Origin of the sequence: Halorientalis sp. LT38 (genome assembly GCF_037031225.1) — an archaeon.
Lineage (GTDB): Archaea > Halobacteriota > Halobacteria > Halobacteriales > Haloarculaceae > Halorientalis > Halorientalis halophila.
On the sequence record NZ_JAYEZN010000001.1, the window covers coordinates 346,587 to 372,702 of the forward strand.

A 26,116-nucleotide genomic window follows, 5' to 3' on the forward strand; every position below is an offset into this window, starting at 1 on the left:
TCACAGGGCAAACAGGTAAAGGAGACCGCCGTCGAGTAGACCAGTATGTTCGAGACGATTCTGGTGCCGACCGATGGGAGCGACGACGCCGAGAACGCGGCGGCGACGGCGATCGAACTCGCCGACGTTCACGACGCCACGGTCCACGTCGTCTCGGTCGCCGACACGGGACCGTGGGGCGACGTGCGCCTCCCCGGTGAAGCCGACGACCCCAGCGACGCGATCACCGGGCTCGCGGAAGACGCCGTCGCGAGGGTCGTCGAGCGCGCCGAGGCGGCGAACGTCGACGTGACCGGCACCGTGCTGACCGGACCGGTGAAAAACGAGATCGTCGACCACGCGGCGGCCATCGACGCCGATCTGATCGTCATGGGAACCCGCGGACGGGGCGGCGTGAAACGGATGGCGCTCGGGAGCGTCGCGGACTTCGTCGTCCGGAACGGCGACCCCGAGGTCCTCGTCTGCCGGGCGGAGACGGACGACTAGGCGCTTCCCGACGCGATTCGGTTGGTGACCGCGGTTCGGCGGCCGAATCCCCAGCCGACGAGCGCGAGACCGACGTACAGCCCCGGCGCGAGGGCGAGGTGGAGTTCGGTGACGGATCGGATCGAGAACCCGATCCCGAAGAGCAGTCCGCTCAGCAGGAGCGAGAGCACGACGAGTCCGGCGCCGTAATCGATAGTTCGCATGTTCGGCAGCCCCGCTGGCGGCGTCACGAGGCGACCGACGACGTAGAAGACCAGCGTGAACGTCCCCCACCCAGCGAACAGCGCTGGCAGGAGCCGGAGCAACCGATCCGGGAAGTATCGCGGGATCAGCGTCAGGTGCAGGACGACCGTCCCGGCGGCCGCCAGGACGAGCACCGCGGACAGCGACTTCGACCGGTCCAGACCCAGCATCGTCCGATGAAGCGAGGGGACGGCACAAAATTCGGTCGGTCGGCGCGCGCCGGCGGTCGTCCGGGGACTCGGCCGTCTCCAGCAGTCGGCCTCGACAACTCCGGCAATCACCGACTCGTCACTCGGATTCCGATCTGGCTGACGTGTGGGGGGCGTGTTTTTGACGCTGGTTCCCGTATTCGCTGTATGAGCGACCCGACTGCGATCGAGATGGACGCGGCCGAGCGAGACGCGTTCCTCGGGAACGGCGGCACCGGCGTCGTCTCCGTCGAGACTGGTCCGGGGACGGCACCGCACTCGATCCCCGTCTCCTACGGGTACGACGCGGTCGACACGGTGTTTTTCTTCCGACTCGCGAAATCGCAGGGCGAAGAGAAGGAGTCGGTCGACGAGAAGCCGGTCTCGTTCGTCGTCCACGGCGAGACCGACGAGGGGTGGAAGAGCGTCGTCGCGAGCGGGCAGCTCGAACGAACGAACGACGCGGCGATCGGGACAGCGGCGCTCGAGGAGCTGCAGCGCGTGGACATCCCCTACGTCGACATCTTCGACAGGCCGATCCGGGTCGTCGAGTTCGAGTTCTACAGGCTCGACCCCGAGCAGCTACACGGCCGGAAGGCGTCGGCTGCGCGGGAGTGACCGACGGCGAGTCACCCGTTCTTCTATTACCGTCCCGGATCATTACCCGGTATGTACGATCGGATCTTGCTGCCGACCGACGGGAGCGACGCCGCGATCGCGGCCGAAGATGCGACCTTCGAGATCGCGGCCGCACACGACGCGACCGTCGACGTGCTCAACGTGGCCGACACCGCCAGAGACAGCGTGACGAACGTGCAGGGGGAAGTGGTCGACGCCCTCGTCAGTGAGGGGGAGCGGATCGTCGAGGCCGTCGAAGAGCGAGCCGACGAGCGTGGCGTCACCGTGCGGACGGCCGTCCTCCAGGGCGACCCCTCGGCGACCATCGCGGACTACGCCTCGGAGTACGACGTGGACCTGGTCGTCATGCCCACCAAGGGCCGCAGCGGACTGGAACGGGTGCTCCTCGGGAGCGTCACGGAACGAGTGATCTCGTCGACGCCGGTCCCCGTCCTCGTGCTCAACCCCGACGCCGACCGCGAGTTCGCCTACCCCTTCGAGCGCGTGCTGGTCCCGACGGACGGGACCACTGCAGGTGATCGAGGCGTGTCGGCCGGGAGCGCGGTCGCGACAGGCACGGGCGCGACGCTGCATCTCCTGACCGTCGTCGAGGGGGCGTCACTGGGACCGGACGTCCGCTCGGCAGGCACCTCGGAGCGGCTCACGGCGGCCGCCGAGGAGGTCCTCGAGCAAGCCCGCGAGCAGGCGGTCGCCGCCGGTGTCGAGACAGTCGAGACGGCGACCGAGCACGGGCAACCCTACCGGGAGATCCGGTCGTTCGTCGAGGAGCCCGGCGTCGACCTCGTCGTCCTGGGCGTCGACGATGACTCGGAGTTCGGCCGCTTTCTCTGGGGCGGCGTCACGTCGAAACTCGTCAGAACGTCACCTGTCCCCGTGTTGCTGACCGGGCAGTCGACGGCCGAATGAGGTCACGACGAAACGCACGACGTCAGGCGGCGGCCGCAGCCGCCCTGCGTCGACGGATCCAGCCGGCGACGAGCAGATAGAAGGGCAGACACACGGCGAGGACGCCGAGCAGGATGGCCCAGTCGGTCAGCCCGAGCGGGACGGTGCCGAAAAACCGGTTCAGCGGGGTGTACAGCACCGCCAGTTGGAGCGCCAGCGAGCCGGCCACGGCGGCCGCGAGCCAGCGGTTCGAGAGCGTCGGCGTCTCGCGCAGCCACCGGATGACGTACAGCTTCTCGAACTCAAGGAGCACGAAGCCGGTGAACACCATCGTCAGCGCGTACGGCGTGACGGCGGCCGCCCCCGCAAGGGTGTACCCCATCAGGCCGAGCATGACGGCGGTCGTCACCGTGCCGGTCCCGCCGATCAACGCCAGCATGTCCCGGTCGACGATCCCGCGATCGGGGTCGCGGGGCTGCCGGGCCATCACGTCCCCGCTCTCGGGGTCCGCCCCGAGCGCCAGCGCGGGGAGCCCGTCGGTCAGCAAGTTGATCCAGAGCAACTGGACGGCCGGCAGGATCAGGTAGCCAAAGAGCGACGCGATGAACACGATCGCCACCTCGGCGATGTTGGCCGAGAGCAGGTACGCCACGAACTTCCAGACGTTGTCGAAGATTGCGCGCCCCCGCTCGACCGCTCGCTCGATGGTGGTGTAGTTGTCGTCGAGCAGGACGACGTCGCTGGCCTGTTTCGCCACGTCGGTCCCGCGGACGCCCATCGCCACGCCGACGTCGGCGTTTTTCAGCGCCGGCGCGTCGTTGACCCCGTCGCCCGTCATCGCGACGACGTGGCCGTTGTCCTGTAGCGCACGGAGGATCCGCACTTTGTGCTCGGGCGAGGTCCGGGCGAACACGTCGACCGACTCGACGGCCTCCCGGAGCGCCGCGTCGTCCATGGCCTCGACCTCGGCGCCTTCCATCACCGACGACCCCATCCCGAGGTCCCCGGCGATGGCGGCCGCAGTCCGGACGTTGTCGCCCGTGATCATCTTCAGGTCGATGCCCGCCCTGCGGGTCGCGGCGACCGCGTCGGCGACCTCCTCACGGGCCGGGTCGATCATCCCCACGAGGCCGACGAACACCAGGTCGTCCTCCATCCCGTCGGGGTCGTCCGTGTACCCGACCGCCAGCACCCGGAGCGCGTCGTCGGCGAAGGCCGTCGTCTGCGATTCGATTCGTGCAGCCGCCTCGTCGGTCAGTTCGACGATCCCGTCCTCGGTGAGCACCCGCGACGCGTTCTCGAGGACGACTTCGGGTGCGCCCTTTACGTACGCGCGCTCGCCGTGGACCGTCCCCATCCACTTGCGCTCCGAGGAGAACGGGACTTCGTCGGTCCGCGGGTTCTCCTCGCGGAGCGTCGCCACGTCGTACCCGGCGTCCTGGGCCGCCGCGACGAGCGCCTGCTCGGTCGGATCGCCCTCCTCGGTCGTCGCGTCGTTACAGAGCGCGCCGGCCCGGTAGAGGAGGTCCACCCGATCGGCCGGGTCCGCCGCGTCGTCGTCCGAGACGTCGACGACGGCGTCGTTCACCCAGAGCTTCGAGACGGTCATGCGACCCTCGGTGAGCGTGCCGGTCTTGTCCGTGCAGATGACGTCGACGGAGCCGAGCGCCTCGACGGCTGGCAGGCTGCGAACGAGGGCGTTCTCGTCAGCCATGCTCCGGACGCCCAGGGCGAGCGTCAGCGTCACGACCGCCGGCAGCCCCTCGGGGACGGCGGCGACCGCGAGCGACACCGCCGTCAGCCCCGTCTCGATCAGCGGCGTCCCCCGGAGGGCGAGCAACGGGATCACGAGCGCCGCGAGGGCGACGACGCCGAGGCCGAGGTTCCGCCCGAGCACGTCGAGTTCGCGCTGGAGCGGCGTGTCCGTCTCCTCGGTGGCCGCGAGCTGATCCGCGATGGCACCCATCTCGGTGTCGTCGCCGGTCCCGGTGACGACGAGCGCCCCGTGGCCCCGGGTGACGTTCGTCCCCTTGTACGCCATCGACGTCCGCTCGGCCAGCGGCGTCTCCGGGTCGACCGGCGTCGTCGTCTTCCCCACCGGGACGCTCTCGCCCGTCAGCGCGGCCTCGTCGATCTCGAGGGCCGTCTGGTCAATGACGCGGCTGTCGGCCGGGACGACGTCCCCGTCGGCCAGCTCGACGACGTCGCCGGGGACGAGTTCGGTGGCCGGTAGCTCGATCGGGTCCCCGTCGCGTCGGACCGTCGCCGTCGGCGCGGTCAGTTCCCGCAGCGACTCCAGACTCTGCTCGGCCCGGTAGTCCTGCACGAAGCCGAACAGGCCGTTGGCGACGACGATGACCGCGATCAAGACGGCGTCGACGGCGTGGCCGGCCCACAGCGAGAGGGCCGCGGCGGCGATCAGCACCCAGATGAGGACGCTGTCGAACTGCGCGACGAAGATGTCGAGCCGCGACCGGCCGGCCACCCGCGCGAACTCGTTCGGCCCGTGTTCGTCGAGCCGTCGCCGTGCCTCGTCGCTCGACAGCCCCGACGGCTCCGTGTCGAGATCGGCGACGACCGCTTCGGGCTCACGACTGTGCGAACGCGTTCCCACTGATGGTGGATTCGTCGCCAGCCGCTTGTAAGTTAACGATCCGACGGGTGCCGGCTATCGGGTCGTGGCTCCCTGAACCCGTCCGAATCCGAGCGAACCGGAACGCTTTCCATTCGACGGACGTGACAGGTCGGTATCGTGTGGTCAGCCGTGACGGTCTTCGAATCGCGAGCCGCCCGTCGGCGATTCCTCGTGACCACCGTCGTCGCCCTGGTCTGTATCGCCGGTCTGCTCTTCGCGTTGCGCAGGGTCGCGCCGTTCCTCACCGACGCGTCGGCCATGCGGGAGTTCGTCGCCGGGTTCGGGGTCTTCGCGCCGCTCGTCTTCGTCCTGATACAGATCGTGCAGGTCGTCGTCGCGCCGATCCCCGGCCAGCTGACCGGCTTCGTCAGCGGCTACCTCTTCGGCGGTTTCTGGGGGTCGGTCTACAGCCTGCTCGGCCTGACGATCGGGAGTTTCCTCGCTTTCTGGCTCTCCCGGCGCTTTGGCCGCCCGTTCGTCGAGGAGGTCCTCGACTCCGACCTCCTCGACCGACTGGACGAGACCGTCGCCGGGCGCGGCATCTGGGGCTTCTTCATCGTCTTCCTCGTCCCCGGCCTCCCCGACGACGCGGTCTGCCTTCTAGGCGGCCTGACCGAGATCGACCTCTGGAAGCTCGTCCTCGTCGCGCTGGTCGGTCGCGCACCGAGTTACGTCCTCGTCAACGTCTCCGGGGCCAGCCTCGCCGACGAGAACGTCGTCCTCTCGCTCGCGATCGTCGGTCTCCTGCTCGCGGCGAGCCTCTGGGGCCTCCTCAATCGGGACCGGATCTTCGACCGGCTCGACGTCCGGTGACCGGTCAGTCCTCGCCCCGATCCCGGGTGTTGACGGCCACGACCGGGACCGGCGCGTGCCTGAGGACGCGTTCGGCGGTGCTGCCGAGGAGGTAGCGGTTGAGCCCGGTCCGCCCCTGGGTACCCATCGCTACCAGGTCGACGTCCGCGTCGTCCACGTAGTCCAGGATGCCGGAGGCCGGGTGGCCCTGCTGGACGGCGCTGACTGCGTCGAGGCCCGCGTCGCGGGCCCGGGTTGCGATCTCCTCGGTCGCCTTCTCACCGGCGGATTCGAGGTCGGTCAGGTACTCCGTCGGCGTCCTGACGCTGCCGGAGCCGACCCCGTCGCCGGCGTCGACGACGTGGAGGGCGTGGACCGTCGCGTCGGCGGTCTCCGCGATGGCGAGGCCGTGTTCGACGGCCGCCGTCGCCGACTCGCTCCCGTCGGTCGGGATCAGTACGTCGTCGTACCCGTCGTCGATCCGGCTTCGGTCCGTGTCGCGGACGGTCAGGACAGGCCGGTCGGCCCCGCGGACGACGCGTTCGGTGACGCTGCCCCAGGCGTAGCGGCGGACGCCGGTTCGACCGTGGGTCCCCATCGCGAGCAGGTCCGCGTCGTGCTCCCCGGCGTACTCGAGGATCGCTTCGGACGGGCGTCCCTCTACGACCGCCGTCCGGAGCCGATCGGTCGGGCCGATGGCCGCTTCCAGGTCCGCGATGGTCTCCCGGCCGTCCGCTCTGATGCGCTCCAGGAAGTCGTCGTCGACACCGCCGGCCGCGAACGGGCCCGCGGCCGACTCCAGGTCGACGACGGTGATCACGTGAACGGTTGCGTCGAACGCGTCCGCGAGGTACAGGGCGTGTTCGGCCGCTCTGACGGCGTGATCGCTGCCGTCGGTCGGCACGAGGATGGTGTCGTACATACGTCGGTCTCGGTCGACACTTGCACGCCGCGTCGCTTATAACCACGATACTGGATTCGGGGACGATGCCGACCCCCACCGACAGTGCCGAGGCGTGAGTAACCGAAGAACGAAGGGCGCCACCGACGAACTCGGAGGCATGGCAGCGACTCGACGCCTCGTCATCGACGTGTTGAAACCGCACGATCCGCCCCTCCTCGAGTTCACCGACCACCTCGCCGAACTGGAATCGGTCGAGGGAGCCACCGCGTCGCTGATCGAACTCGACCGTGAGGTCCAGAACGTGAAGGTCACCGTCGAGGGGGCGGATCTGCGGTTCGAGGCCGTCGAAGACGCGGTGGACGAGCTCGGGGGAACGATTCACTCCGTCGATCAGGTCGCCTGCGGCGACCGGGCGATCGAGGACCGACGCACGCTGCAGGACGGCTAAAGATGGCGGGGGCTCGCGAGGCGCTCGGCCGACTCCTCGGGAAGGAGGAGGTACTCTCCATCTCCCGCCGGTACTTCGTCTCGAACGGGTTCGACGGGACGCTGACCAGCATCGGCGTGATCGTCGGCGCGGTGCTCTCGGGGATCCCCGACGGGCTGACGGTGATCAAGATCGGCCTCGGCGCGGCCGTCGGACTGGGAACCTCGGCCGTCTGGAGCGTCTGGGAGATCGAACGCGCCGAGACCAGGGCCGAACTCAGGCGGATCGAGCGGGCGATGCTTACCGACCTGGACGACACGCGCATCGAGCGCCAGCAGCGGGGGGCGAGATTCGTCCACGCCACAGCGAGCGGACTGGGACCGCTGATCGGCGTCCTCGTTCCGCTGAGCCCGTTCCTGTTCGAGGGGACGGTCCTCACGATGGCGGAGGCGGGGGCGATCGCCGTCGCACTCGGGATCTCCGTCCTCGGCGTCTTCGGAGCCTACATGGGATCGATCTCCGGGCAGCGGTGGTACGTCGCCGCGGGGCGGATGGGGCTGGCGGGGCTCGTCGTCGCCCTCATCAACATCTTCCTGCCGGGGTGACCGACGGGAGCGGATGCCGGTTCCATCGAGTTTTCACTCGGAAGACGCCTCGCGTCCCGGATCGGCCAGTCCGGGCGGGAGGCCGGTGTGGCGAACGCCCGACCACTCGTCGATCCGGAACTCGTAGGCGAGCGTGGGTTCGGTCTCGCTGGCCGACTCGAACAGGTCCGGACGCCACTTGGGAGCCTCGGCCGCCGACAGGTCCGGCCGCTCCGAGTCCGGGAGCTTTCGGATCGTCCCGGAGAGGAGGACGCTCTCCCAGTTGAACGACGTCTCGGCGCTGAAGACCAGGAAGGTCGCCCCGTCGGCACGGTCGGCCAGGGTGGCCTTGCGACTTTCCTCGCCGACCACGAAGTAGAAGTAGAGGCGCGAGCCCCCGTCGAATCCGTACGACAGCGGGAGCAGGTAGGGGGCGCCGTCGTCGTTCAGGCCGAGCGTCCCCAGACTCTGACTCGAGAGGAACCCGGTCACTTCCTCGTCGGTCATCCGGTGCATCCCGTAGTCGCCGAGGTCGTCGACTGTCATGCTTTAATCCTGTACGGCACGGGCGTCCTTGACTGCATTTCACGGCTAGTGACGTGTCCGTGCGCTCTCCGGAGGGTTCCGTACCGGTCGATTGCGGGATGGCTAGCTCTCGGCGATCGCCTCGAAGGTGACCTGCCCCGCGTCGGGCGTCTCGTCGATCAGGACGGCGGCCTGGCCTTCGACGAGCCGTTCCCCGCCCTCGTCTACCACGTCGGTCGTGAGCTGGTACTTCTTCCGGCCGAGCGAGTCGACGATCTCGCAGACAGCGGTGAGTCGCTCCCCGATCTCCGCCGGTTCCAGAAACGTGAGGTCCTGGGAGAGGTAGATCGTCACGCCCGGGAGGCGCGCCAGCGCGGCGCTGATCAACCCGCTCACGAGCGTGCCGTGGACGATCCGTCGGCCGAACCTGGTCTCACGGGCGTAGGCGTCGTCGAGATGGAGTCTGTTCGTGTCGCCACTGGCGGCGGCGAACGTCCTGACGTCCTGTTCGTCGATCACCTTCGTGAACGTCACGCGATCGCCGACCGACGTCCCTCGGTCGGAGTGGCTCTCGGTCGTCACCGTCCAGTCGGGGTGGTCGTACGCGGTCTCGCGCCGGCACCGATAGCCGTGACCGCCGGGCTCCGCCCGGGTGAAGGCTCTGCGCTGGAGGACCTGGGGAACGTGCCGGAGCACGTCGTCCGTACTGACGAGGCCGACGAGCTCGTCGTCCTCAAGGACCACCAGTCGAGCGACGTCCGCGTCGAACATCCTCGCGACGGCGTCGCCGACGGTCGCGCTGGCGTCGACCGTGACCACGTCGCTCGACATGAACGCCGAGAGCGGCCGCGCTCCGGGGTCCGGATCCTCTCCCAGGAGGTGGACGAAGTCGTCGCTCGTGACGATCCCGACGACTTCGCCTTCGGCGACGACGACCAGGGAGCCGATCGACGCCTCGTAACACCTGCTCGCGCCGTCACTGGCGGCCAGGTCCGGCGGGGCCGTCTCGGCGGGGCTGCTCATCACGTCCTGCACGCGGATCGGGAAGGGCACGCCCCCGACCTCCACGCCGCGGGACATGAGCGTACCGTCCATCTGGATGCCCGTCTCGGGAAGCGACCCGACGGTCAGCGCCCCTGCGGCGCGACGGCCGTCGACCGTCGCTACGAAAACTCCACACACCGGAAGAGTTCTCGGAAACCGATGGGCTTTACGTACCATCCTTTCCATTGTAAGCATATGCAGGTAGCTGAGGTAACAGAGTTCGGTGAGAGCGACCAGCTGACGGTCACGGAGCGGGAGAAGCCGGAGCCGGGCAGCGGCGAGGTCCGGATCGAGGTGAAGGCCGCGGGGATCAACTTCGCGGACATCATGCAGCGCCGGGGCCACTACCAGGGCGGACCCGAGCCGCCGTACGTGCCCGGGATGGAGGTCGCCGGCGTCGTCGACGCCGTGGGCGATGGGGTCGGCCGCGAGGTCGGCGACGAGGTGATGGGCTTCGTCGAAGAGGGCGGCTACGCAGAGTACGCCATCGCCAACGCCGCGGGCCTGTTCGACCTGCCCGAGGGGATGTCCTACGAGGAGGGCGCGGGCTTCCCGGTCCAGTTCCTCACCGCCCACAACTGCCTCTTCGAGTGGGGCGACCTGACCGAGGACGAGCAGGTGCTGATCCACGCCGCCGCCGGCGGGGTCGGTACCGCGGCCGTCCAGCTCGCGAGCAACGCCGGCGCCGAGGTGTTCGGCACCGCCAGCACCGAGGAGAAGCTCTCGCTGGCGGAAGAACTGGGCTGTGATCACCCGATCCAGTACACCGAGGTGGACTTCGTCGAGCAGGTGAACGACGTCACGGACGGCGACGGCGTGGACCTCGTGCTCGACGGGATCGGGAGCGAGACGACCACGGAGAGCCTGAAGGCGCTGACCCACTTCGGCCGGATGGTCTCATTCGGCGCCGCATCGGGCGAACCGGGCCAGCCCAACACCGCCGACCTCCTCTTCAACAACCACACGGTCATCGGCTACCACCTCGGCCAGGCCATGTACCGCGACCCCGGTCGGGTGTTCCAGGCCGTCCCGAAGTTGACCGAGCAACTGGCGAGCGGCGACCTCGAGGTGATCGTGGGGACGAACTTCGACCTCGAAGACGCGGCCGAGGCCCACCAGTACATCGAGGACCGCAAGTCCAGCGGGAAGGTCGTTCTGACGCCCTAGTCCACCAGTAGCATTAGGGGCCATCCGCCCCTAGCCGGGGTGATGACCCGCGAGGCAGTCCGTGCCGGGTTCGCCGAGTTCGTCGAGGACATCGTCGACACCGCCTACGAGGAGTTCGACGTCGTCGCCGTCCTCCGCGGCGAGTCGGGTGCCAGCAGTCGTCTCGTCAGCCAGCTGCTGAAGAACAGCCGGCGGCTCGACCGGACCGTCGTCCGGCCCGAGCTCCGGGACTACCGCCGACGGATCCTCGCGCAGTTCGACCCCATCCTCGACTACGCCGCCGACCCGGACGCCGACTTCGCCGACTACGAAGCCCAGGTCCGCGACACGGACGTCTATCTCACCCATCTCCGACCGGACGTCCGCGGGGACCGCCGGGCGGACGTGGTCCGCACCCAGCTCGACAGGCAGCGACGGCTGGCCGAAGCCGCCCGGCCCCTCGTCGAGTCCCCGGAATCCGAGTTCTGGGCCGCCGCGGTCGACGCCCTGGACCGCGATCGAGCCGCCGAACTGGTCCGGACCCACTTCGCCGTCGGCGCGCCGCTCCGCGAGTTCCCCGACGCCTTCGTCTTCGAGACCGAGATCGATCCGGGCGACGTCTTCGGCGGCCCACTGGTCTCGCGCCTGCCCTCGGTCACCGTCGAGTACACCGACGAAGTCGCCCGCGTCGTGGAGCGAGCGGAACGAGCCGTCGTCGAGTCCACCCTGACGGAACTCGACGAGCGGTTCGCGGAGAACTGAGGCGGGAGATGTTGGCGACGGTTACCAGGACAGCGAGAGATCCCCGCGGCGACCGTCGAGGACCGCGAACCGCTCGTCGCGGCGCTGTTCGAGCCAGTACAGCAACCGCTCGGCCCATGCGAGTTTTCGCCGTTTCGCATCGCTCACTGTCGGGTCGTCGAAATCCCAGCCGACGAACACCAGGTCGGCCGCGCCGAAGTGATCGGCGAGGAAGGCCGCCCGGTCGCCGTCGGTGAACCCGCCGAAGTTCGCGACCGGGCCGACTGGCTCGGCCTGGGTCGTCGGGAGGACCTGTTCACCCTCGAATCGGGGCACCCACTCCCGGACGGCGTCGACGTTGTCCCCGTGGGCGTGGGTCGCCACCGGCACACCGCCGTGGGTCAGCTCTCGTGCCGTCTCGGGGTTCTTGTCGAGGTCGGTGACCATGCAGTCGACGCCGACGCCGGCGTCCACGAGAACGTCGGCGGCCGTCGAGGCGGCCACCACGACGTCGGCCGCTGTGGCCTGACGGGTCTCGTCGGCGAGCGACGGGCCGGCACCCGCGACGGCCACGGTTCGATCCGAGAAGTCGAGTCGCGCGCTGTCGAAGGGGCCGGCCAGTTCGGCCAGCACGTCCCGAGCGCGTTCGTCGGCCCGGCGGTCGTAGCCGAAGTCCGCGAGGACGGCCTCGTAGGCGGGTTCCCAGGTGGAAAACTCCATGCTAGTCGCTCACCGGTTCGGTCCTATATAAATCGAGGTGAGCCGAAGTGGCACAACCTGGTACCCCTACCCGGGTGCCCTTTCGGCCTTCAACCCCCCATTCTGGCGCATCTGGCATAAGTTTTCTCTTCGTCAGACACCTCCATCGCCCGGTCGTGGGCCCGCGAATAAGCACTCGTTACCGGCCGGAAAGGCCTCGCTTAATCGCTCCGAGCGCGGTCGCGACTGCCGCTGGCTCGTCGACCCCGTCGGCGAGTCGATCGAACGCCCCGACGGTCCCAACGAGCAGGACCTTCCCGGCCGCGCCCTCGGTCGCCGTCACGCCGTAGGTCCCGGCTACGTCCCGCAGTCGCTCTCGGTCGTCCGCGGTCAGCCCGGACAGTTCGAAGACCCGGACGGCGGCGTCGTCGGCGTAGGCGGCGTCGACGCCGAGCCGGTCCAGGTGTCGGGCCGCCTCTCCCGGCGTGGTCACGTCGAGTTCTTCGACTTCGGGCGTCCTGACCCGCTCGCGAGCGAAGGCGTCGCCCACGAGGGCGGCGTCCCGCGTCTCGGCGACGTCGTGGGTCCTGACGACGTGGGCACCGCGTTCGACGGCCATCGACGTCGCAGCCAGACTGGCCGGGAGCGCGTCTTCGGTCGATCGGCCGGGGATCTCCCGGAGGAAGTTCTTCCGGTTGATCGAGACCAGCAGGGGGTAGCCGTAGCCACGGAACTCCCGGAGCCGGCGGAAGGTCTCCCGGTCGTCGTCCGTCGTCTTGTCCTCGCTCCAGCCGCCGAAGGCGGGGTCGAGGATCGTCTTGTCCGTAAAGCCGTTCAGTTCGAGGGCGTCGTAGATGTCGTCCACGTCGGCAATGGCTCCGGGCCGCTCCAGATCCGGCGGGCTCGCCATCTTCGCCACGGCCACGTCGTAATCGGCACAGACCTCGGGCATCTCCGGGTCGGCGAAGCCACAGATGTCGTTGACCATGTCGAACCCCCGGGCGAGGGCCGCCTCGGCGACCTCGTTGTATCGCGTCTCGATGGAGAAGACGGCGTCGCCGGAGACACTCTCCATCGCCTCGACGGCGGTGTCGAGCCGGTCGAGTTCCCCCTCGGCGGAGAGGACGTCGAACTTCTTGTTGGCCGACTCGAGGCCGACGTCGACGATGTCGGCCCCCTCGTCGATCAGGGCCTCGTCGACGTACCGGGCGGCCTCGCCGGGGTCGTCGTAGACGCTGGGATCGTAGGGCGACTCGCTGGAGACGTTCAGCACCCCCATGATGCGGGGCGGATGGTCGTCGCCGATGCCCAGCCCGGCCGCGTCTACGTTGCGCATACCCGTTCCAGGGAACCCAGCCGCTAAAACGACGTGATTCGCGGCAGGGTGGGCGCTCTCCTGGGCCGTGACGCTACCGCTTTCGACCCCCTACGCCGCGTCCCGCTGATCGATGCCGGTGATCTCGAACCGCGCACCGCCGGTCGTCCCCTCGGTCACACGAACCGTCCACCCGTGTGCGTTGACGATTTCTTTGACGATGTTGAGCCCGAACCCCGTTCCGTCGTCGTCGGTGGTGTACCCGTGATCGAACACGGCTTCGCGTTCGCCCTCCGGGATGCCGGGGCCGTCGTCCTCCACGTAGAATCCGTCCGACAGCGTACCGACCCGGATCGTCACGTCCCGCCCGCCGTGTTCGATAGCGTTGCGAAAGAGGTTCTCGAACAGTTGCTGGATGCGGCTGGTGTCCACCGAGATCGTTCGGTCGGTGTCGAGGACCAGCTCGGCGTCGCCGGTCTCGACGGTCTGCCAGCAACTCTCGGCGAGTGGCGCGATCTCGACGGGTTCCCTGTCGTCGACCTGTTGCCCGTGACGCGCGATCGCGAGCACGTCCTCGATGAGTTCCTCCATCCGAACCAGTTGCTCCGCCATGACGGCGAGGTCCTCGGAGTCGTCGCCCCGCCGTATCAGTTCGAGCCGCGACTGGGCGACGTTGAGCGGGTTGCGCAAGTCGTGCGTGACGATGCTCGCGAACTGTTCGAGCTGCTCGTTTTTCCGCTCCAGTTCGCGCTCGCGCTGGCGGCGATCCGTGACGTCCTGGAGGATACCGTCGATGTACACCTCGCCGTCCTCCTCCGTCAGGATCGCCGAGAGCGTCACGTCGATCCGCTCCCCCGAGAGCGTCCGTTGTTCGACCTCGAACTCGGTGACGTGCCCGTTCTCGCGAAGCGCTGCCCGCAACGCCTTGCGATCCTCGGGGTCGACGTAGAAGCTCTCGACGGGTTCGGCCAGCAGTTCGTTCTTCGAGTAGGCGCCGTAGATCGACACGAGACTGGCGTTCACTTCGACGAACTCGCCGTCCGGTTCGGCAGTCGTCCGATAGACGCCGACGGGCAGGTTCTCGATGATTCGCTCGTAGTCCTGGAGCCGCTGTTGGTAGGCTTTCCGCTGGGTCACGTCGGTGTTGATCGCGACGAACCCGTCGATGGTAGCCGACTCGTCTTCGATCGGGGCGATCGTCTGCTCGATGACGTACCGATAGCCGTCGCTGCGCTCGTTGATCACCTCTCCCCGCCAGACGTCCCCCGAGAGGATCGTTTTCCAGAGGCAGCCGTAGAACTCCCGACTGTGTTCGCCGGAGTTGAGGATGTTGGGGTTCTCTCCGACCGCCTCCATCCGAGAATACCCCGTCGATTCCTCGAACGCGGGGTTCGCGTACTCGATAGTGCCATCGGTATCGGTGATGTAGATCGCGTGACCGGCCTGTTCGACGGCCTGCCGGAACCGGCGGAGTTCCCGCTCCTTTCGCTTTCGCTCGGTCACGTCGGTTAGCGTGACGACGAGGCCCTGGATCGCAGCGTCGCTCACCCGGTTGCGACACCGACACTCGACCCAGCGCTGGGCGGCGTCCGCCGGCCGAACTCTGAACTCGCCCATCACCGTCCGATCGGGGTTGGCGAGCGAGGTGTCGAACAGATCTCGGACCGATTCGGTGTCGACGGGATCGACCGCTCGTAACGCATCCTCGCCGATCACTGCAGCCGTCTCACATCCGAACAGCCGCGCCGTCGACTCGTTGGCGTAGGTGACCGTCCGCGACTCGTCGACCACCCAGATGGCGTCCGTCGCCTCCTCGACGAGGGCCGCCTTCAACTCGGCGGAATCGGCCGACCTCCCGCCATCACCCTTTGCGATAGCCTCGCCAACGCGTTTGGCCACCGTCGCGACAGGGTCGGGTTCGGCGTCCACGAGCACGTACTCGGTCGCAGCGTCTTCACGCAGGTCCGCGACGACGTCCGTGTCGTCGTCGCCGACCAGGACCACGAAGGGGAGCGTCGGAACTCGCTCGCGGGCGTCACGGCGAATCGAGAGCACACCGCAGTCCGGTAGCTCGGCGTCGGAGACGAGACAGTCGAACGGCTTCTCCGACAACCTGTCGAGCGCGTCCTCCCGTGTGCGCTCGCTGACGATATCGAGAGATCCAGAGTCGGCGAGGCCCGTCGCGATGCGATCGTCACTTCCGACGTAGAGCACGTCGTAACTCGTGTTCGCGGCCATGAATCTCCAGCTAGTTGTTCTGAGTTTGGACCGGCCGTTAAAATACCACCCGATCCATCGGTGGATTCGAGAATCGGGTCATTGCCGTGCGAGCCGAGTCGCGCGCTTTTTGTTCGGCTACCCAGTACGTCCGGGCATGGGCAAGGTCAACATCGGGCTGCGCGGCTGGCGGTTCGACGAGGACGAGGTGTTCGACGAGAACGGCGAGCTCGTGCCACTCGGCATGATGGAACCCGAGACGCGGGACCGGATCGTCCGCCTCGCGTCGATGATGGGTGAGCCGTGCGACGCCTGCTATCTGATCCACGGCGACGAGGAAATCCAGCGATGCAACGTCGCCCGCATCGTCTACGGCGAACCGCTCGGAGAGGTGCTGCTCTGTCCCGAGCACGAGGTCGACTTCCTCTACTGGTTCCGCGAGGAGGACGGCAAACGGTACGCCGGCGACACCGACCTCGAGGACGCCTTCTACGCCTGGTTCGACGACGGCGGCCGCGCGCCCGAGGGGTACGGGGGCATCGACCACGTCGACACCGACGACGAGGACCTCCCCGAACCCGACCCGAGCGAGGAGCTCCCGACGCTGGAGGAGGAGCTGGACAAGCTCGAAGACGAGAAACTCGACGCGCTCGGGGTCGACCTCGACGACCTCGACCTCTGATGGTCGCCGTCGCCGTCGTCGACGCGACCGAGCCGGGGAACGTCGGCACCATCGCCCGCTCGATGAAGAACTTCGGACTCGACGAGCTGTTGCTGGTCGACCCGCCCGAACTCGACCCCGACGGGGAGGCCTACGGCTTCGCCGGCCAGGCCCGTGAGGACGTCCTCCCGAACGCCCGCGAACTCACGTTCGACGAACTCGTCTCCGAGTACCACACCGTCGGCTGCACGGCTATCACGAACGAGGACGCGACCAAACACGTCCGCTACCCGTTCCTGACGCCCGCCGAACTCGCCGCCGACCTGCGGGGGATCGAGTCCGAGACGGCCGTCGTCTTCGGCCGCGAACGCGTCGGCCTCACGAACGACGAACTCGCCCGGATGGACCAGGTCTGCTCCATCCCCGCGACCGACGATTACCCCGTCCTGAACCTGGGGCAGGCCGCGACGATCGTCCTGTACGAACTCCGTGACCTGACCGTCTCCGAGATACAGCACCCCGAGGACCGCCACGAACGGGCCGACCAGCAGGCGATCGAGGGACTCCACGATCAGTTCGAGACGTTCCTCGAGGACATCGGCCACCCAGAAGAGAAACGCGGCAAGGCCAGCAGACTGTGGCGACGAGTGATCGGTCGCGCACATCCCACCGGGCGTGAAGCCCGGACGCTACGTGGGATCTTCCGGAAGGCCGGCCAGCGGATCGAGCGGGCCGAGGACGGCGAGTAACGAGGTCGCTGGCGGTCCGACGGGGTCACTTCGCCGGTCTCGGCGGGAGTCACTGCCGGGGGCAGACCCCGGTGGCCTGTGGCTCAGTCGTCCGCGATGAACTGGGCCGCGCGCTCGCGAACCGTTTCGGGCGGGAGTGGCTGGTCGAACGCGGCGGGGAACCCGACTTCGCCCCCGACCGTCCTGACGAAGGAAGCGTGGCGCCCCTCGACGCTGTGGATGCTCAGCGCGGGCGGCACGAGGTCCGGGTCCTCGATGGCTGGGGCCGCTCCGGCGTAGGCCGCGACACCCGTGTCCTCGAGAACTGCAGCCGTTGCGAGGAACTCCTCGGCGTCGGTGACCGCGGACCCGAATTCGAAGTCGGGTTCAGCCACCGGGTCTTCGCCCAGGTCCTCGACGACGCTCTCGAGAGTTTCTGCGTGGGTCTCCTCCTGGTCCCTGATGATCTCCAGGTCGTCGACGATCCGGTCCCGATTTTCCGCGTCGAGGTCCTCGACCGGACTGACCGCCAGGAGATCGCTCTCGTCGAGGTTGTCGAGGGCTCGATCGTAGAACTCGGCCTCCAGGAACTCGAGCGTGAGGGCGTAATTCAGGATCTCGACGTCGTCCTCGAAGGTGTCTTCGTCGACGACCGCCGACGGCGGAGTGTCGCCGTCCCCGTCTTCGTCGTCGTCATCGTGTGCGAGCACCGGTTGCACTCCGATCGCACTTCCCAGAGCGATACCACCGACGACGCCGGCGGACCCGCTGAGGAACCGCCGCCTGGACCCGGCCGATTCGGTATCTCCGTCACGTTTCGTTTCGCTGCTGTCAGTATCGTACGTCACTCCAGTGACGGAGGACCGCGCCCCCATTGTAATGAAGGAGCTTTGAACGCTCCCGGGGAGCGGCTCCGCAGACGCCGTCCGAGTAAGGGAAGCTAGTCGACCAATCCGTGGACCGGCTTCGGGGTCGCGCTGTCCGGACCTAAGCCGGACTTAGCTCCGAGAGCTGTCACCGAGCCGGCCGCTGGCGCAGGTGACCACCCGTTTGGGCCGGGTTCCGGTCTCAACTCGCCCGCTTCTGAATCTCTTCTCGCAACACTTCGCTGACGAGGTCGCCGTCGGCCTGCCCGCGAAGCGCGCCCATGCACTCGCCCATCAGCCCCGAGAAGGCCTGCATTCCCTCCTCGTCCACCTGCTCGGCGTTGCGCTCGACGACTTCCACGACCGCCTCGCGGACCTCGTCCTCTCCGGCGCTGCCGAGGTCCTCCTCGTCGGCGGCTTCCGCGGCCGAGTAGTCGGGGTTCTCCGCCAGCGCGGTGAGGAGGTCCGGGACGCCCTCCTTCGCGATCTCCTCCGCGGCGAGCAGGTCGAACACGCCCCGGAAGTGCTCGTCCGTCAGGTTCTCGACCGGCACGTCGTCGCGGCGCAGTTCCGTCACGTCGGACTCGACGGTTCGCGCCGCGAGGTTCGGGTCGACGCCCATCTCGACGGCCGCCTCGAACAGGTCCCAGCGGCGACCGTAGGCCACCTGCTCGGCGACGCCCTCGCCGAGACCGTGGTCGGCCTGGTAGCGCTCGACCTTCTCGGTGAGTAACTCGGGCGTCTCGACCTCGGCGGGGTCCGGTTCGACCGGCGGCACGTCCGTTTCGGGGTACATCCGCGCCGCGCCGGGGAGCGGTCGGAGGTAGCGGGAGGTGCCGTCCTCGTTGGCGTCCCGGGTCTCCTCGGGAACCCCGTCCATCGCGGTCTCTGCGCGCTCGGCGACGGCCTCGATGGCCATCTCGGCCGTCTCGGGGTCGTCAGCGACGATCGCGACCGCGTCCTCGGGTTCGGCATCCACGGCGTCCCGGAGGGCGTCGACCTCCTCGTCGGTGACGCCGTAGGCCGGCAGTTCGTCGGTGTGGAAGATGCCGCCCGCGCCGTGGCGCTTGGCGTGATCGGAGAATTCCGTTCCAAGGCGGCGGTCCGGCTGGATCTCCCGGCCGACGATCCCGTCGAAGCCCTCGAGGCGAACCGCTCGGACGACGCCGCCCGAGGACAGGGCACCGCCGATGACGCCCGAGTCCGTGTCTGCTCGCGGGCTTTGCCCGCTCGCATGGTCCGAGGCGCTTCGCGCCTCGCTATCCTCGAAGACCTCGGTCACGTCCTGTGGATCGCCGACTGCAGCGTTTCGCTCGTTCAGTTCGTCTGCGATCTCGACCAGTTCGACCTGCCGCCGGACCTCGTTGCGCACGAGGTCGTCGATGTCGTCGAGGCTCTGGACGCCCTTCATCTCGATGCGCGCGCCGTCGGCGATGGAGACGTTCACGTCCTGGCGGATGGTTCCCAGGCCGCGCTTGACCTGCCCGGTCGAGCGCAGGAGCATCCCGATCCGTTTCGCCGCCTCCTTGGCCTGTTCGGGCGAGCGAATGTCCGGTTTGGTCCCGATCTCGACGAGGGGAATGCCCAGGCGATCGAGGCTGAACCGGACGCCCACCTCGGTCTCTTCGACGCGCTGGCAGGACTCCTCCTCGAGCAGCATGTCCTCGATGCCGACCGGACCCTCGCTGGTCTCGATCTGCCCGTCGTTGGCGACCAGCATCGATCGCTGGAAGCCGGTCGTGTTGGAGCCGTCGACGACGATCTTGCGCATGACGTTGACCTGGTCGACGACCTGCATGTCGAGCAGTTGGGCGATCTCCATGGTCGTCTCCATGGCTTCCCCGTCGACGCGGTGGGGCGGCTCGTCGTCCTCCTCGACCAGACAGGTGGTATCGTAGGCGAGGTACTCGAACTCGCGGTCGACGCGGCTCTCCTCGAGGGCGGCGTCGTCGATCTCTCCCAGTTCGGACTTGGTGGGGTGGAGATAGCGGGTGAACCGACGCGTCGACTCGGCGGGGTCGCGCAGCGCGGTCGGACACGCGCAGAACAGTTTCGTCTCGGTGTCGAGTTGCTGGTGGATCTCCAGTCCGGCCACCAGCCCCAGTTCCTCGTAGTCGAAGGCGTCCGCGTCAGTCATTGCGCGAACCTGCGGGGCCGGCGGTCAAAAAACGCACCCTTCCGGCCAGCGCGTCGGCTGTCGGTCCGCAACCCGTCGGCGTCGGCGGACTGATAAATCGCCTCGGAACCGACGAGACAGGGGCTTGGGCGTGCCACTGTAACGGAGAGGGGATGACCGAGGAACTCGCCGACGAGGTCGAGCGCGTACTGGAGCTGCCGACGGAGGAACTCACCGAGGAACTGCCCGCCGTCCTCGACGCGATCGAGGGCCAGGTGGAGGTCCTCGCCCTCCAGAACCCCCTCCTCCTGTCCGACGTGATCGACCGCGTCGGCGACGTCGACGTGGCCGAGTTCGCCGCCGAGAACCCCGATACCGTCGACCAGTTCCAGGAACTGCAGTGGCAGGGCGTCGAACTCCTCGCGCAGTTCAGCCCCGACGTCCAGCAGTCCATCGAACAGGACACGATCGTCAACTTCGAGGCCACCGACGCCCCGATGGCGAGCCACCTCGAACTCGACGCCGACGAGGGCGACGTCTCCGGCGGCGCCGGCCTGCGCGAGGACCCCGACCTCGAGATCCGCGGCCCGGCCAACGTCCTGACCGACCTGACGACCGGGCAACTCGACCCCGTGAGCGGCTACGAGAACGGCGTGTTCGAGATGGAGGGCTCCGAGGCGACCGGCGATCAACTCGCGACGACGATGGGCAAGCTCGCGGAGAAACTGCCGGAGTGAATCGCCGTGACGGTCCGGCCTGTGTGCCGGCGACACGACCGAGCGCAGGGTAGCCCCAACGCCGTTCTCTCTCGGTCCGACTCCCGTAACTTCTCCGGCGGATCGCAGGCAGACCGTCGGGCCCGCTGTCGCTGGCAAGGCGACAGATAGCGGCCCCGCAATCGGCCGGTTTGGGCTGCGAAATCCCCTCGACTTTGATGTCGGGGGGGCACGTCGCTGCAGCCTGATGACGGTCCCCGGATTCGTCGTGCTCGGTCTCGTCGCGGTCGGATTTCAGCTACTCGTCGTCGGTGGTCTCTACTGGTACGTGAACGGACAGCAATCTGGCGCGGACCCTGCACTGCGTCGGCGAGCGATCCGCGTCCTCTCCGTGGGTACCGTTCTCGCGCTGGGCGGACAGGCGGTCGCACTCGCCGCCACGGGCAGTCCGCGAGTGAGTCCGTTGCTGTCGCTGCGTGACGCCATTCGCGTCCAGAACGCCGGCTTCCTCGCCGGGGGGCTCGGCTACCTCGGTGTGTTCGCGGGGTTCTTCCTCCTGTCCAGAGCCGGTGACAGCTGAGAGTCGACCCCGGACGCGGCGCAATCCTCAGCGCCGCTCGTGGCAGTGCGGTCTCGAGTGGGAGTTGGTCCGCCGTCTCCGTCTCGCTCGCGGGTGATCTCCCCCCGTTCCTCAATCCGGGATCCGGCCGGCCGTCCCCGCCTCAGTCGTCGGCCGACAGAATCCCGCGCTCGGTCATCTTCATCGGGTCGAGCACCTCGTCGACCTCGTCCTCGTCGAGGTAGCCTTCCTCGAGGACGACCTCGCGGATGGTCTTGCCCTCGGCGAGAGCCTGCTTCGCGACCTTGCTGGCCTTGTCGTAGCCGATCGCCGGGTTGAGGGCGGTCGCCAGCGCCATGCTCTGCTGGACGCGCTCCTCGCAGTGCTCGGCGTCGGCCTCCAGTTTGTGGACGAACTTCTCGCCGAAGACCTCGCTGGCGTTGGCGAGCAGCTTCGCCGACTGGAGGAAGTTGTACGCGATGACCGGCTTGTAGAGGTTCAGATCGATCTGACCCTCCGCGGCGCCGGCCGAGACGGCCGCGTCGTTGCCGACGACCTGCTTGTGGACCTGGTTGACCGCCTCGGCGACGACCGGGTTGATCTTGCCGGGCATGATCGACGACCCGGGCTGGTTCTCGGGCTGGTCGATCTCACCGAGGCCGTTGCGCGGGCCGGAGGCGAGCAGGCGCAGGTCGTTCGCGATCTTGTTCAGGGAGTTCGCGACCGTCCGGAGCTGGCCGTGGGCCTCCGACATCGCGTCGTGGGCGGCCTGGGCCTCGAAGTGGTCGTCGGCCTCGCGGAACTCCAGCCCGGTCTCATCGCTCATGTTCTCGGCGGCGAGCGCGGGGAAGTCGGGATGGGTGTTCAGTCCCGTGCCGACGGCGGTGCCGCCGAGTGCGAGTTCGCCGAGGCGCTCGCGCGTGCTCTCGGCGCGCTCGATGCCCTTCTCGATCTGGGTCCGGTAGCCGCCGAACTCCTGGCCGAGCGTGACGGGCGTGGCGTCCTGCAGGTGCGTCCGGCCGGTCTTGACGACGTCGTCGAACTCCTCCTCCTTGGCGGCGAGTTCGTCGCGGAGGACCTCGAGCCCGGGGATGAGATCCTTTTCGACGGCTTCGAGGGCGGCGACGTGCATCGCGGTCGGGATCACGTCGTTGGACGACTGGCCGAAGTTGACGTGGTCGTTGGGGTGGATCTCGCGCGTGCCGATCTCTCCGCCGTAGATTTCGGTGGCGCGGTTGGCGATGACCTCGTTCGCGTTCATGTTCGAGGAGGTGCCCGAGCCGGTCTGGAACACGTCGACCGGGAACTGGTCGTCGTGCTCGCCGGCGATGACCTCGTCGGCCGCCTCGACGATGCATTCGGCCTTGTCCTCTGGGATGAGGTCGAGTTCGAGGTTGGCCTGCGCGGCGGCTTTCTTGACGATTCCGAGCGCGCGGACGAAGCGACGGCCGAAGGTCGCGTCGGAGATGGGGAAGTTCTGGATGGCGCGCTGGGTCTGGGCGCCCCAGTAGGCGTCCGCAGGCACCTGCATCTCGCCGAGACTGTCCTGTTCGGTGCGGAAGTCCTCGTCGGTCATGATCGTCCGGGAATCGGGTCGGAGTGGTCCTAAAAGGATGGGATTCGGGCGGGCGACCGAAGGGAGCCCGCCGACTGAGCGAGCGGCGACGAAGGAGCCGCGAGCCGGGTGGACGAGCGAGGCGCGGACGAGCGGCGGGAGTCCACGGATACGGGAACGGGGAGCGGAGCGACCCGTGACCGAAGCGAGTCCTCGGAATGTGCGAGCGGCGACGAAGGAGCCCCGAGCCGGGTGGACGACTGAAAGGAGACCACCGAACGGGGAACGGGGAGCGAAGCGAGCCGTGAGCAGGGCGGGCGACGCGACCGGAGGGAGCGCGCCCGCCAACTGAGCGAGCGGGGAGAGCGAGCGGGCGAAGCCCGCGAGGGGAACTGAGTGACCCGCGAGCCACGAGGCGGCTGGCGACTACGATTCGAACGATGCCCCGACCGCGTCAGCAATCGCTTCGAGGTCGGCCTTCCGGAACGTGGAGTCGTCGGCCTCCTCCGGCGACGCTGCGATCCCGGCCGCCGCCCGGATTCGTCGGCGCATCCGCGTCGTCGACGGCCGGTCCGGCTCGTCGAGGGCCACCCCGAGCGCCTCACAGATTGCCTGCAGTTCCTCCTTCGTGAACGACGCATCGACCTCCCGTTCGAAGCGACCTGTCGTCTCTCGAATCGCGTTCCGAATCTCGTGGACGGTCGGACTCATGAGTATCCACTCGCCCGTCGCCTCCCTCAAGCTTCCTACTCGGTCGCACTGAAACGGTGAGTTGTTCCGGAGTGGCGCTGGTGTGGGGGATCCGATCCTACGCGGGCGAGGGGTCCTCGACGTCCGAGAGGTAGGCCGTGAGGTCCGTCGTCGAGAGCATTCCGATGACACCCGCCTCGTCGTCGACGACGGGGAGGTGCTGGATATCGAACGTGATCATCTTGTCCGCAGCGTCCCGGATGGAGTCCTGTGCTTCGACGGTGACGACCTGGTCGGTCATGTACTTCTCGACGGTCGTGCTCGCCTTTGGCTGGCTTTCGGCGACGATGCGGACGAAGTCCGTGCTCGTGAGAATACCCTTCAGCTGGTTGTGACTGTCGACGACGACGAGCGAGCCGATCTGCTTCTCCAGCAGAATGTCGGCAGCGTCCTCGACGAGCGTGTCCGGTGAAACGGTAATCGTGCCCGACGACATCAGACGGGCGACGAAGATATCATCCATAGTATAACCCAAGACGGTCGGCCGCTAATGTCTATTGATCCGGAACGGCACGAGGTCGGGTTCCGCGCACCCTGTCTGTCAGAACCGTCGAGGTCGCCTGCATGGACCCATGGGCGGTCCGACCCGACAGCTATCAGATCAGGCGCCGCCGTGCAGACTCGACTGTAATCGCTCGCGCTGCAGTTCGAAGAGGTCGGCGGCCACGTCGGCGTCGATATCGTAGGCGGTGGCGTCAGTGCGGCCCAGCAGAGAGGCGGTCGCGGTGTCGGCGGTCAGGTGCGCGAGGTCGAGGCGGCGCTGGAACACGGTCCGCCGTCGAATCACCGTCTGCAGGCGGTAGTACGGGACGACGCGGGTCGTCCGGTTCCAGAAGCCGTCGCGGACGACGAAGTAGTCCTCGCCGGCGTAGTAGCCGCGATTGGCCCACCGCAGGTGCGCGGCGGGCGGAACGCCCACGAGGAGGACGAGGGGAACCCACCACAGCCCGAACCCGGTGACGAGTTGTGCGATGACGAACGCGACGGCTGTCAGGCCGAGTACGACGAGTCCGAATCGGACCGCGTAGCGCCGCCGGGCACGTTTCGGCGGGCGCGTGAACGTTGGCTCGCCGAACGGTTCGAGGTCGCGCGCGAGTTCCAGCGCGTGGTCGCGGCGAGCGATGGGGATGGCGGACTGGGGGCCTTTGTCGCCCTGGCCCGGGCTGTACCCCGCGGTCTCGACGGTAAAGCCGGCGTAGCCCAGTGCGCGCATCAACAGGTTCTCCGTGATCGTCAGCGTCTGGATCTTGTCGGTCGGGATCGACCCGCTGTAGCGCTGGAGGAGGCCGCGTTCGTAGACCAGGTCCTCGCCCTGCCGGCCGAGCGTGAACCCGTAGTACTCGAGGAAGGTCACGACCGTGCTGATCGCCCACAGCGTGATAGCGCCGAGCAGGACGGTGAGCAGGCCGACCACGACGGCCAGATCGATCGTGGCGATCAGCGCGCCGACGGAGGGCTCCAGCCCGAGCATCCGGGACAGCAGGCTGACGAAGACGTCCTGGACGAAGGGGAACCCGATCAGGAGGAAGGCGATGGCCGCCGGGCGGAAGGAGGTGACCGCCAGGATCAACAGTTCGGTCGAACCCAACTCGAATATCTGGGATTGGGATTCGATCTCGCCCGATTCCGAGATGCGGTCCGCGGCGCGCTCGGGGTCGGGGGTGACCGTCTCGGCGGACTCTGCAGTCGTATCTCGCTGGGCGGCACCGGGGGTCGCGTCATCGACCGACCGCTCCGTCTCTGACTCCGCGGCGGTGGCGGCTTGTTCCGCGTCGGCTCCCTGGGCACGGGCCCGCCGGTCGCGGATCTCGCGCTGGAGCCGGCGGGCCTCGTCGCTGGAGACGAAGTTCAGGGTCGCCTCCGTCTGGGAGCCGCCGGCGGTCTCGATCTGGACGACTGCCACGCCGACGATGCGGTGGAAGATGCTCTCGGTCAGGTCGACGTTCTGGATCCGCCGGTAGGGGATCTCGCGTTCCTGCCGGCCGATCACGCCCGAGTTCACGTCGAAGGTGTCGGGCGTCAGTTCGTACTCGTAGCGGTAGTAGTACGCGACGCCGTAGGCGACGCCGACGAGAAAGAGGAGGACGAACAGCCCGACCATCAGCCCGAGAGAGTCGGTCAGGCCGGGCGCGACGAACCCGCCGATGGCGACGACGAAGAACGCGAACGAGGCGGCGACGAATCCCCGCTGGAGGCTGCGGGTGACCGCGCTCAGCGGGTGGAGTTTCATACGGCGTCCTCCGGTTCGCTCTCGACGGCCAGGTCCCGCAACCGGTTTCGCAGGTCACGCGCCTGGTCGGGTTTCAGACCGGGGACGGTCACGTCCGCGCCCCGCGAGCCGGCGGTGTAGACCACGACGCGGCCGAGGCCGAGCAGCCGATCGAGGGGCCCGCGCTGGGTGTCGACGTGCTGGATTCGGACGTAGGGGACCGCCGTGTCGACTTTCGTCAGGACGCCACGCCGGAGTTCGAGGGCGTCGTCGTCGAGGCGGTAGCCCCAGCTCCGGTAGAGCGCCTGGACGTACGCGACGGCGACGAGCAGCAGGAGCGCGCCGACCCCCGGCCCGAGCAGCGGCGTGAGTTCGAAGACGAAGCGCTCGATCGCTGTGACGACGCCGGCGACGACGGCCACGAGGACGAGCGCGACGATACCCCACCGCAGTCGGACGCGAGACTGGAGGGCGTTCATGCCCGTG

The 26,116-nt window shown here is 68.2% G+C and carries 27 protein-coding genes; 12 read left to right on the top strand and 15 right to left on the bottom strand.

Annotation, left to right across the window (positions count from 1 at the left end):
- Positions 1-45 precede the first annotated feature (45 nt).
- On the top strand, positions 46-486 hold the full coding sequence (locus U5918_RS01865) for a universal stress protein (protein ID WP_335999053.1): 441 nt from the start codon (positions 46-48) through the stop codon (positions 484-486).
- Here U5918_RS01865 and U5918_RS01870 read toward each other — a convergent pair.
- The gene (locus U5918_RS01870; protein WP_335999054.1) at positions 483-899 is read right to left on the bottom strand and encodes a hypothetical protein; all 417 of its coding nucleotides are present in this window, start codon (positions 897-899) and stop codon (positions 483-485) included. The genes U5918_RS01865 and U5918_RS01870 overlap by 4 nt on opposite strands.
- A gap of 186 nt (positions 900-1,085) precedes the next feature.
- Here U5918_RS01870 and U5918_RS01875 point away from each other — a divergent pair, with 186 nt between their 5' ends.
- Positions 1,086-1,535 carry a pyridoxamine 5'-phosphate oxidase family protein gene (locus U5918_RS01875; RefSeq protein ID WP_335999055.1) on the top strand — a complete coding sequence of 150 codons (450 nt, stop codon included), beginning with the start codon at positions 1,086-1,088 and terminating at the stop codon, positions 1,533-1,535.
- 51 nt (positions 1,536-1,586) lie between these two features.
- Positions 1,587-2,462 (top strand): universal stress protein, encoded by an 876-nt coding sequence (locus U5918_RS01880; RefSeq protein ID WP_335999056.1) that lies wholly within the window; start codon positions 1,587-1,589, stop codon positions 2,460-2,462.
- Between the two features lie 22 nt (positions 2,463-2,484).
- Here the strand turns inward: U5918_RS01880 and U5918_RS01885 are convergent, their stop codons facing one another.
- Positions 2,485-5,055, bottom strand: coding sequence for a calcium-translocating P-type ATPase, PMCA-type (locus tag U5918_RS01885; protein ID WP_335999057.1), 2,571 nt, complete (start codon positions 5,053-5,055; stop codon positions 2,485-2,487).
- A 138-nt stretch (positions 5,056-5,193) separates the two neighbouring features.
- On the opposite strand from U5918_RS01885, the gene U5918_RS01890 reads away from it, so the two are divergent.
- Entirely contained in the window at positions 5,194-5,889 is a 696-nt protein-coding gene (locus tag U5918_RS01890) for a TVP38/TMEM64 family protein (RefSeq protein WP_335999058.1), read from the top strand.
- Positions 5,890-5,893: 4 nt separating this feature from the next.
- Here the strand turns inward: U5918_RS01890 and U5918_RS01895 are convergent, their stop codons facing one another.
- Complete coding sequence (locus U5918_RS01895) at positions 5,894-6,790, bottom strand: universal stress protein (protein WP_335999059.1); 897 nt, start codon at positions 6,788-6,790, stop codon at positions 5,894-5,896.
- A gap of 139 nt (positions 6,791-6,929) precedes the next feature.
- Here U5918_RS01895 and U5918_RS01900 point away from each other — a divergent pair, with 139 nt between their 5' ends.
- Together U5918_RS01900 and U5918_RS01905 are read left to right on the top strand one after the other, a co-directional pair.
- Positions 6,930-7,220: a DUF211 domain-containing protein gene (locus U5918_RS01900; RefSeq protein ID WP_335999060.1), complete on the top strand. Its 291-nt coding sequence runs from the start codon at positions 6,930-6,932 to the stop codon at positions 7,218-7,220.
- Positions 7,221-7,222: 2 nt separating this feature from the next.
- On the top strand, positions 7,223-7,804 hold the full coding sequence (locus U5918_RS01905; protein ID WP_335999061.1) for a VIT1/CCC1 transporter family protein: 582 nt from the start codon (positions 7,223-7,225) through the stop codon (positions 7,802-7,804).
- A gap of 33 nt (positions 7,805-7,837) precedes the next feature.
- Here U5918_RS01905 and U5918_RS01910 read toward each other — a convergent pair whose 3' ends face one another.
- Positions 7,838-8,329 (bottom strand): pyridoxamine 5'-phosphate oxidase family protein, encoded by a 492-nt coding sequence (locus U5918_RS01910; RefSeq protein WP_335999062.1) that lies wholly within the window; start codon positions 8,327-8,329, stop codon positions 7,838-7,840.
- Between the two features lie 102 nt (positions 8,330-8,431).
- Positions 8,432-9,490 carry a CBS domain-containing protein gene (locus U5918_RS01915; RefSeq protein ID WP_335999063.1) on the bottom strand — a complete coding sequence of 353 codons (1,059 nt, stop codon included), beginning with the start codon at positions 9,488-9,490 and terminating at the stop codon, positions 8,432-8,434.
- A gap of 57 nt (positions 9,491-9,547) precedes the next feature.
- Here U5918_RS01915 and U5918_RS01920 point away from each other — a divergent pair, with 57 nt between their 5' ends.
- On the top strand, positions 9,548-10,519 hold the full coding sequence (locus U5918_RS01920; RefSeq protein WP_335999064.1) for a quinone oxidoreductase family protein: 972 nt from the start codon (positions 9,548-9,550) through the stop codon (positions 10,517-10,519).
- A 42-nt stretch (positions 10,520-10,561) separates the two neighbouring features.
- Entirely contained in the window at positions 10,562-11,260 is a 699-nt protein-coding gene (locus tag U5918_RS01925; RefSeq protein WP_335999065.1) for a hypothetical protein, read from the top strand.
- A 21-nt stretch (positions 11,261-11,281) separates the two neighbouring features.
- Here the strand turns inward: U5918_RS01925 and U5918_RS01930 are convergent, their stop codons facing one another.
- The 3 genes from U5918_RS01930 to U5918_RS01940 all read right to left on the bottom strand — a co-directional run bounded on the left by U5918_RS01930 (position 11,282) and on the right by U5918_RS01940 (position 15,491).
- Positions 11,282-11,959 (bottom strand): 6-hydroxymethylpterin diphosphokinase MptE-like protein, encoded by a 678-nt coding sequence (locus U5918_RS01930; protein ID WP_335999067.1) that lies wholly within the window; start codon positions 11,957-11,959, stop codon positions 11,282-11,284.
- Positions 11,960-12,137: 178 nt separating this feature from the next.
- Positions 12,138-13,274, bottom strand: a complete 1,137-nt coding sequence (gene folP, locus U5918_RS01935) for a dihydropteroate synthase (RefSeq protein WP_335999068.1) — start codon at positions 13,272-13,274, stop codon at positions 12,138-12,140.
- 90 nt (positions 13,275-13,364) lie between these two features.
- On the bottom strand, positions 13,365-15,491 hold the full coding sequence (locus tag U5918_RS01940) for a PAS domain S-box protein (RefSeq protein ID WP_335999070.1): 2,127 nt from the start codon (positions 15,489-15,491) through the stop codon (positions 13,365-13,367).
- Between the two features lie 136 nt (positions 15,492-15,627).
- Between U5918_RS01940 and U5918_RS01945 the strand changes: the two genes are divergently transcribed.
- Together U5918_RS01945 and U5918_RS01950 are read left to right on the top strand one after the other, a co-directional pair.
- Entirely contained in the window at positions 15,628-16,152 is a 525-nt protein-coding gene (locus U5918_RS01945) for a DUF8114 family protein (protein ID WP_335999072.1), read from the top strand.
- A complete protein-coding gene (locus tag U5918_RS01950; RefSeq protein ID WP_335999074.1) occupies positions 16,152-16,880 on the top strand; it encodes an RNA methyltransferase in 729 nt (242 codons plus the stop codon). Before U5918_RS01945 ends, U5918_RS01950 begins: the two co-directional genes overlap by 1 nt.
- An 83-nt stretch (positions 16,881-16,963) precedes the next feature.
- On the opposite strand, the gene U5918_RS01955 is transcribed toward U5918_RS01950, so the two are convergent.
- Together U5918_RS01955 and gatE are read right to left on the bottom strand one after the other, a co-directional pair.
- Positions 16,964-17,569 carry a ferritin-like domain-containing protein gene (locus U5918_RS01955; protein ID WP_335999075.1) on the bottom strand — a complete coding sequence of 202 codons (606 nt, stop codon included), beginning with the start codon at positions 17,567-17,569 and terminating at the stop codon, positions 16,964-16,966.
- Positions 17,570-17,927: 358 nt separating this feature from the next.
- Positions 17,928-19,862, bottom strand: coding sequence for a Glu-tRNA(Gln) amidotransferase subunit GatE (gene gatE / locus U5918_RS01960; protein ID WP_335999076.1), 1,935 nt, complete (start codon positions 19,860-19,862; stop codon positions 17,928-17,930).
- Positions 19,863-20,014: 152 nt separating this feature from the next.
- On the opposite strand from gatE, the gene U5918_RS01965 reads away from it, so the two are divergent.
- Together U5918_RS01965 and U5918_RS01970 are read left to right on the top strand one after the other, a co-directional pair.
- A complete protein-coding gene (locus U5918_RS01965) occupies positions 20,015-20,578 on the top strand; it encodes an SCP2 sterol-binding domain-containing protein (protein ID WP_335999077.1) in 564 nt (187 codons plus the stop codon).
- A gap of 226 nt (positions 20,579-20,804) precedes the next feature.
- Positions 20,805-21,137: a hypothetical protein gene (locus U5918_RS01970; RefSeq protein ID WP_335999078.1), complete on the top strand. Its 333-nt coding sequence runs from the start codon at positions 20,805-20,807 to the stop codon at positions 21,135-21,137.
- Positions 21,138-21,279: 142 nt separating this feature from the next.
- Here U5918_RS01970 and U5918_RS01975 read toward each other — a convergent pair whose 3' ends face one another.
- From U5918_RS01975 to U5918_RS01995, 5 genes are all read right to left on the bottom strand, one after another.
- Positions 21,280-22,692: a class II fumarate hydratase gene (locus U5918_RS01975; RefSeq protein WP_335999079.1), complete on the bottom strand. Its 1,413-nt coding sequence runs from the start codon at positions 22,690-22,692 to the stop codon at positions 21,280-21,282.
- 405 nt (positions 22,693-23,097) lie between these two features.
- Positions 23,098-23,382, bottom strand: a complete 285-nt coding sequence (locus U5918_RS01980; protein WP_335999081.1) for a hypothetical protein — start codon at positions 23,380-23,382, stop codon at positions 23,098-23,100.
- Positions 23,383-23,479: 97 nt separating this feature from the next.
- Positions 23,480-23,884 (bottom strand): CBS domain-containing protein, encoded by a 405-nt coding sequence (locus tag U5918_RS01985; protein ID WP_335999082.1) that lies wholly within the window; start codon positions 23,882-23,884, stop codon positions 23,480-23,482.
- A gap of 138 nt (positions 23,885-24,022) precedes the next feature.
- A complete protein-coding gene (locus tag U5918_RS01990; RefSeq protein WP_335999083.1) occupies positions 24,023-25,651 on the bottom strand; it encodes a PH domain-containing protein in 1,629 nt (542 codons plus the stop codon).
- A complete protein-coding gene (locus U5918_RS01995; protein WP_335999084.1) occupies positions 25,648-26,109 on the bottom strand; it encodes a PH domain-containing protein in 462 nt (153 codons plus the stop codon). The genes U5918_RS01990 and U5918_RS01995 overlap by 4 nt, the downstream gene beginning before the upstream one ends.
- Between the last annotated feature and the right edge of the window lie 7 nt (positions 26,110-26,116).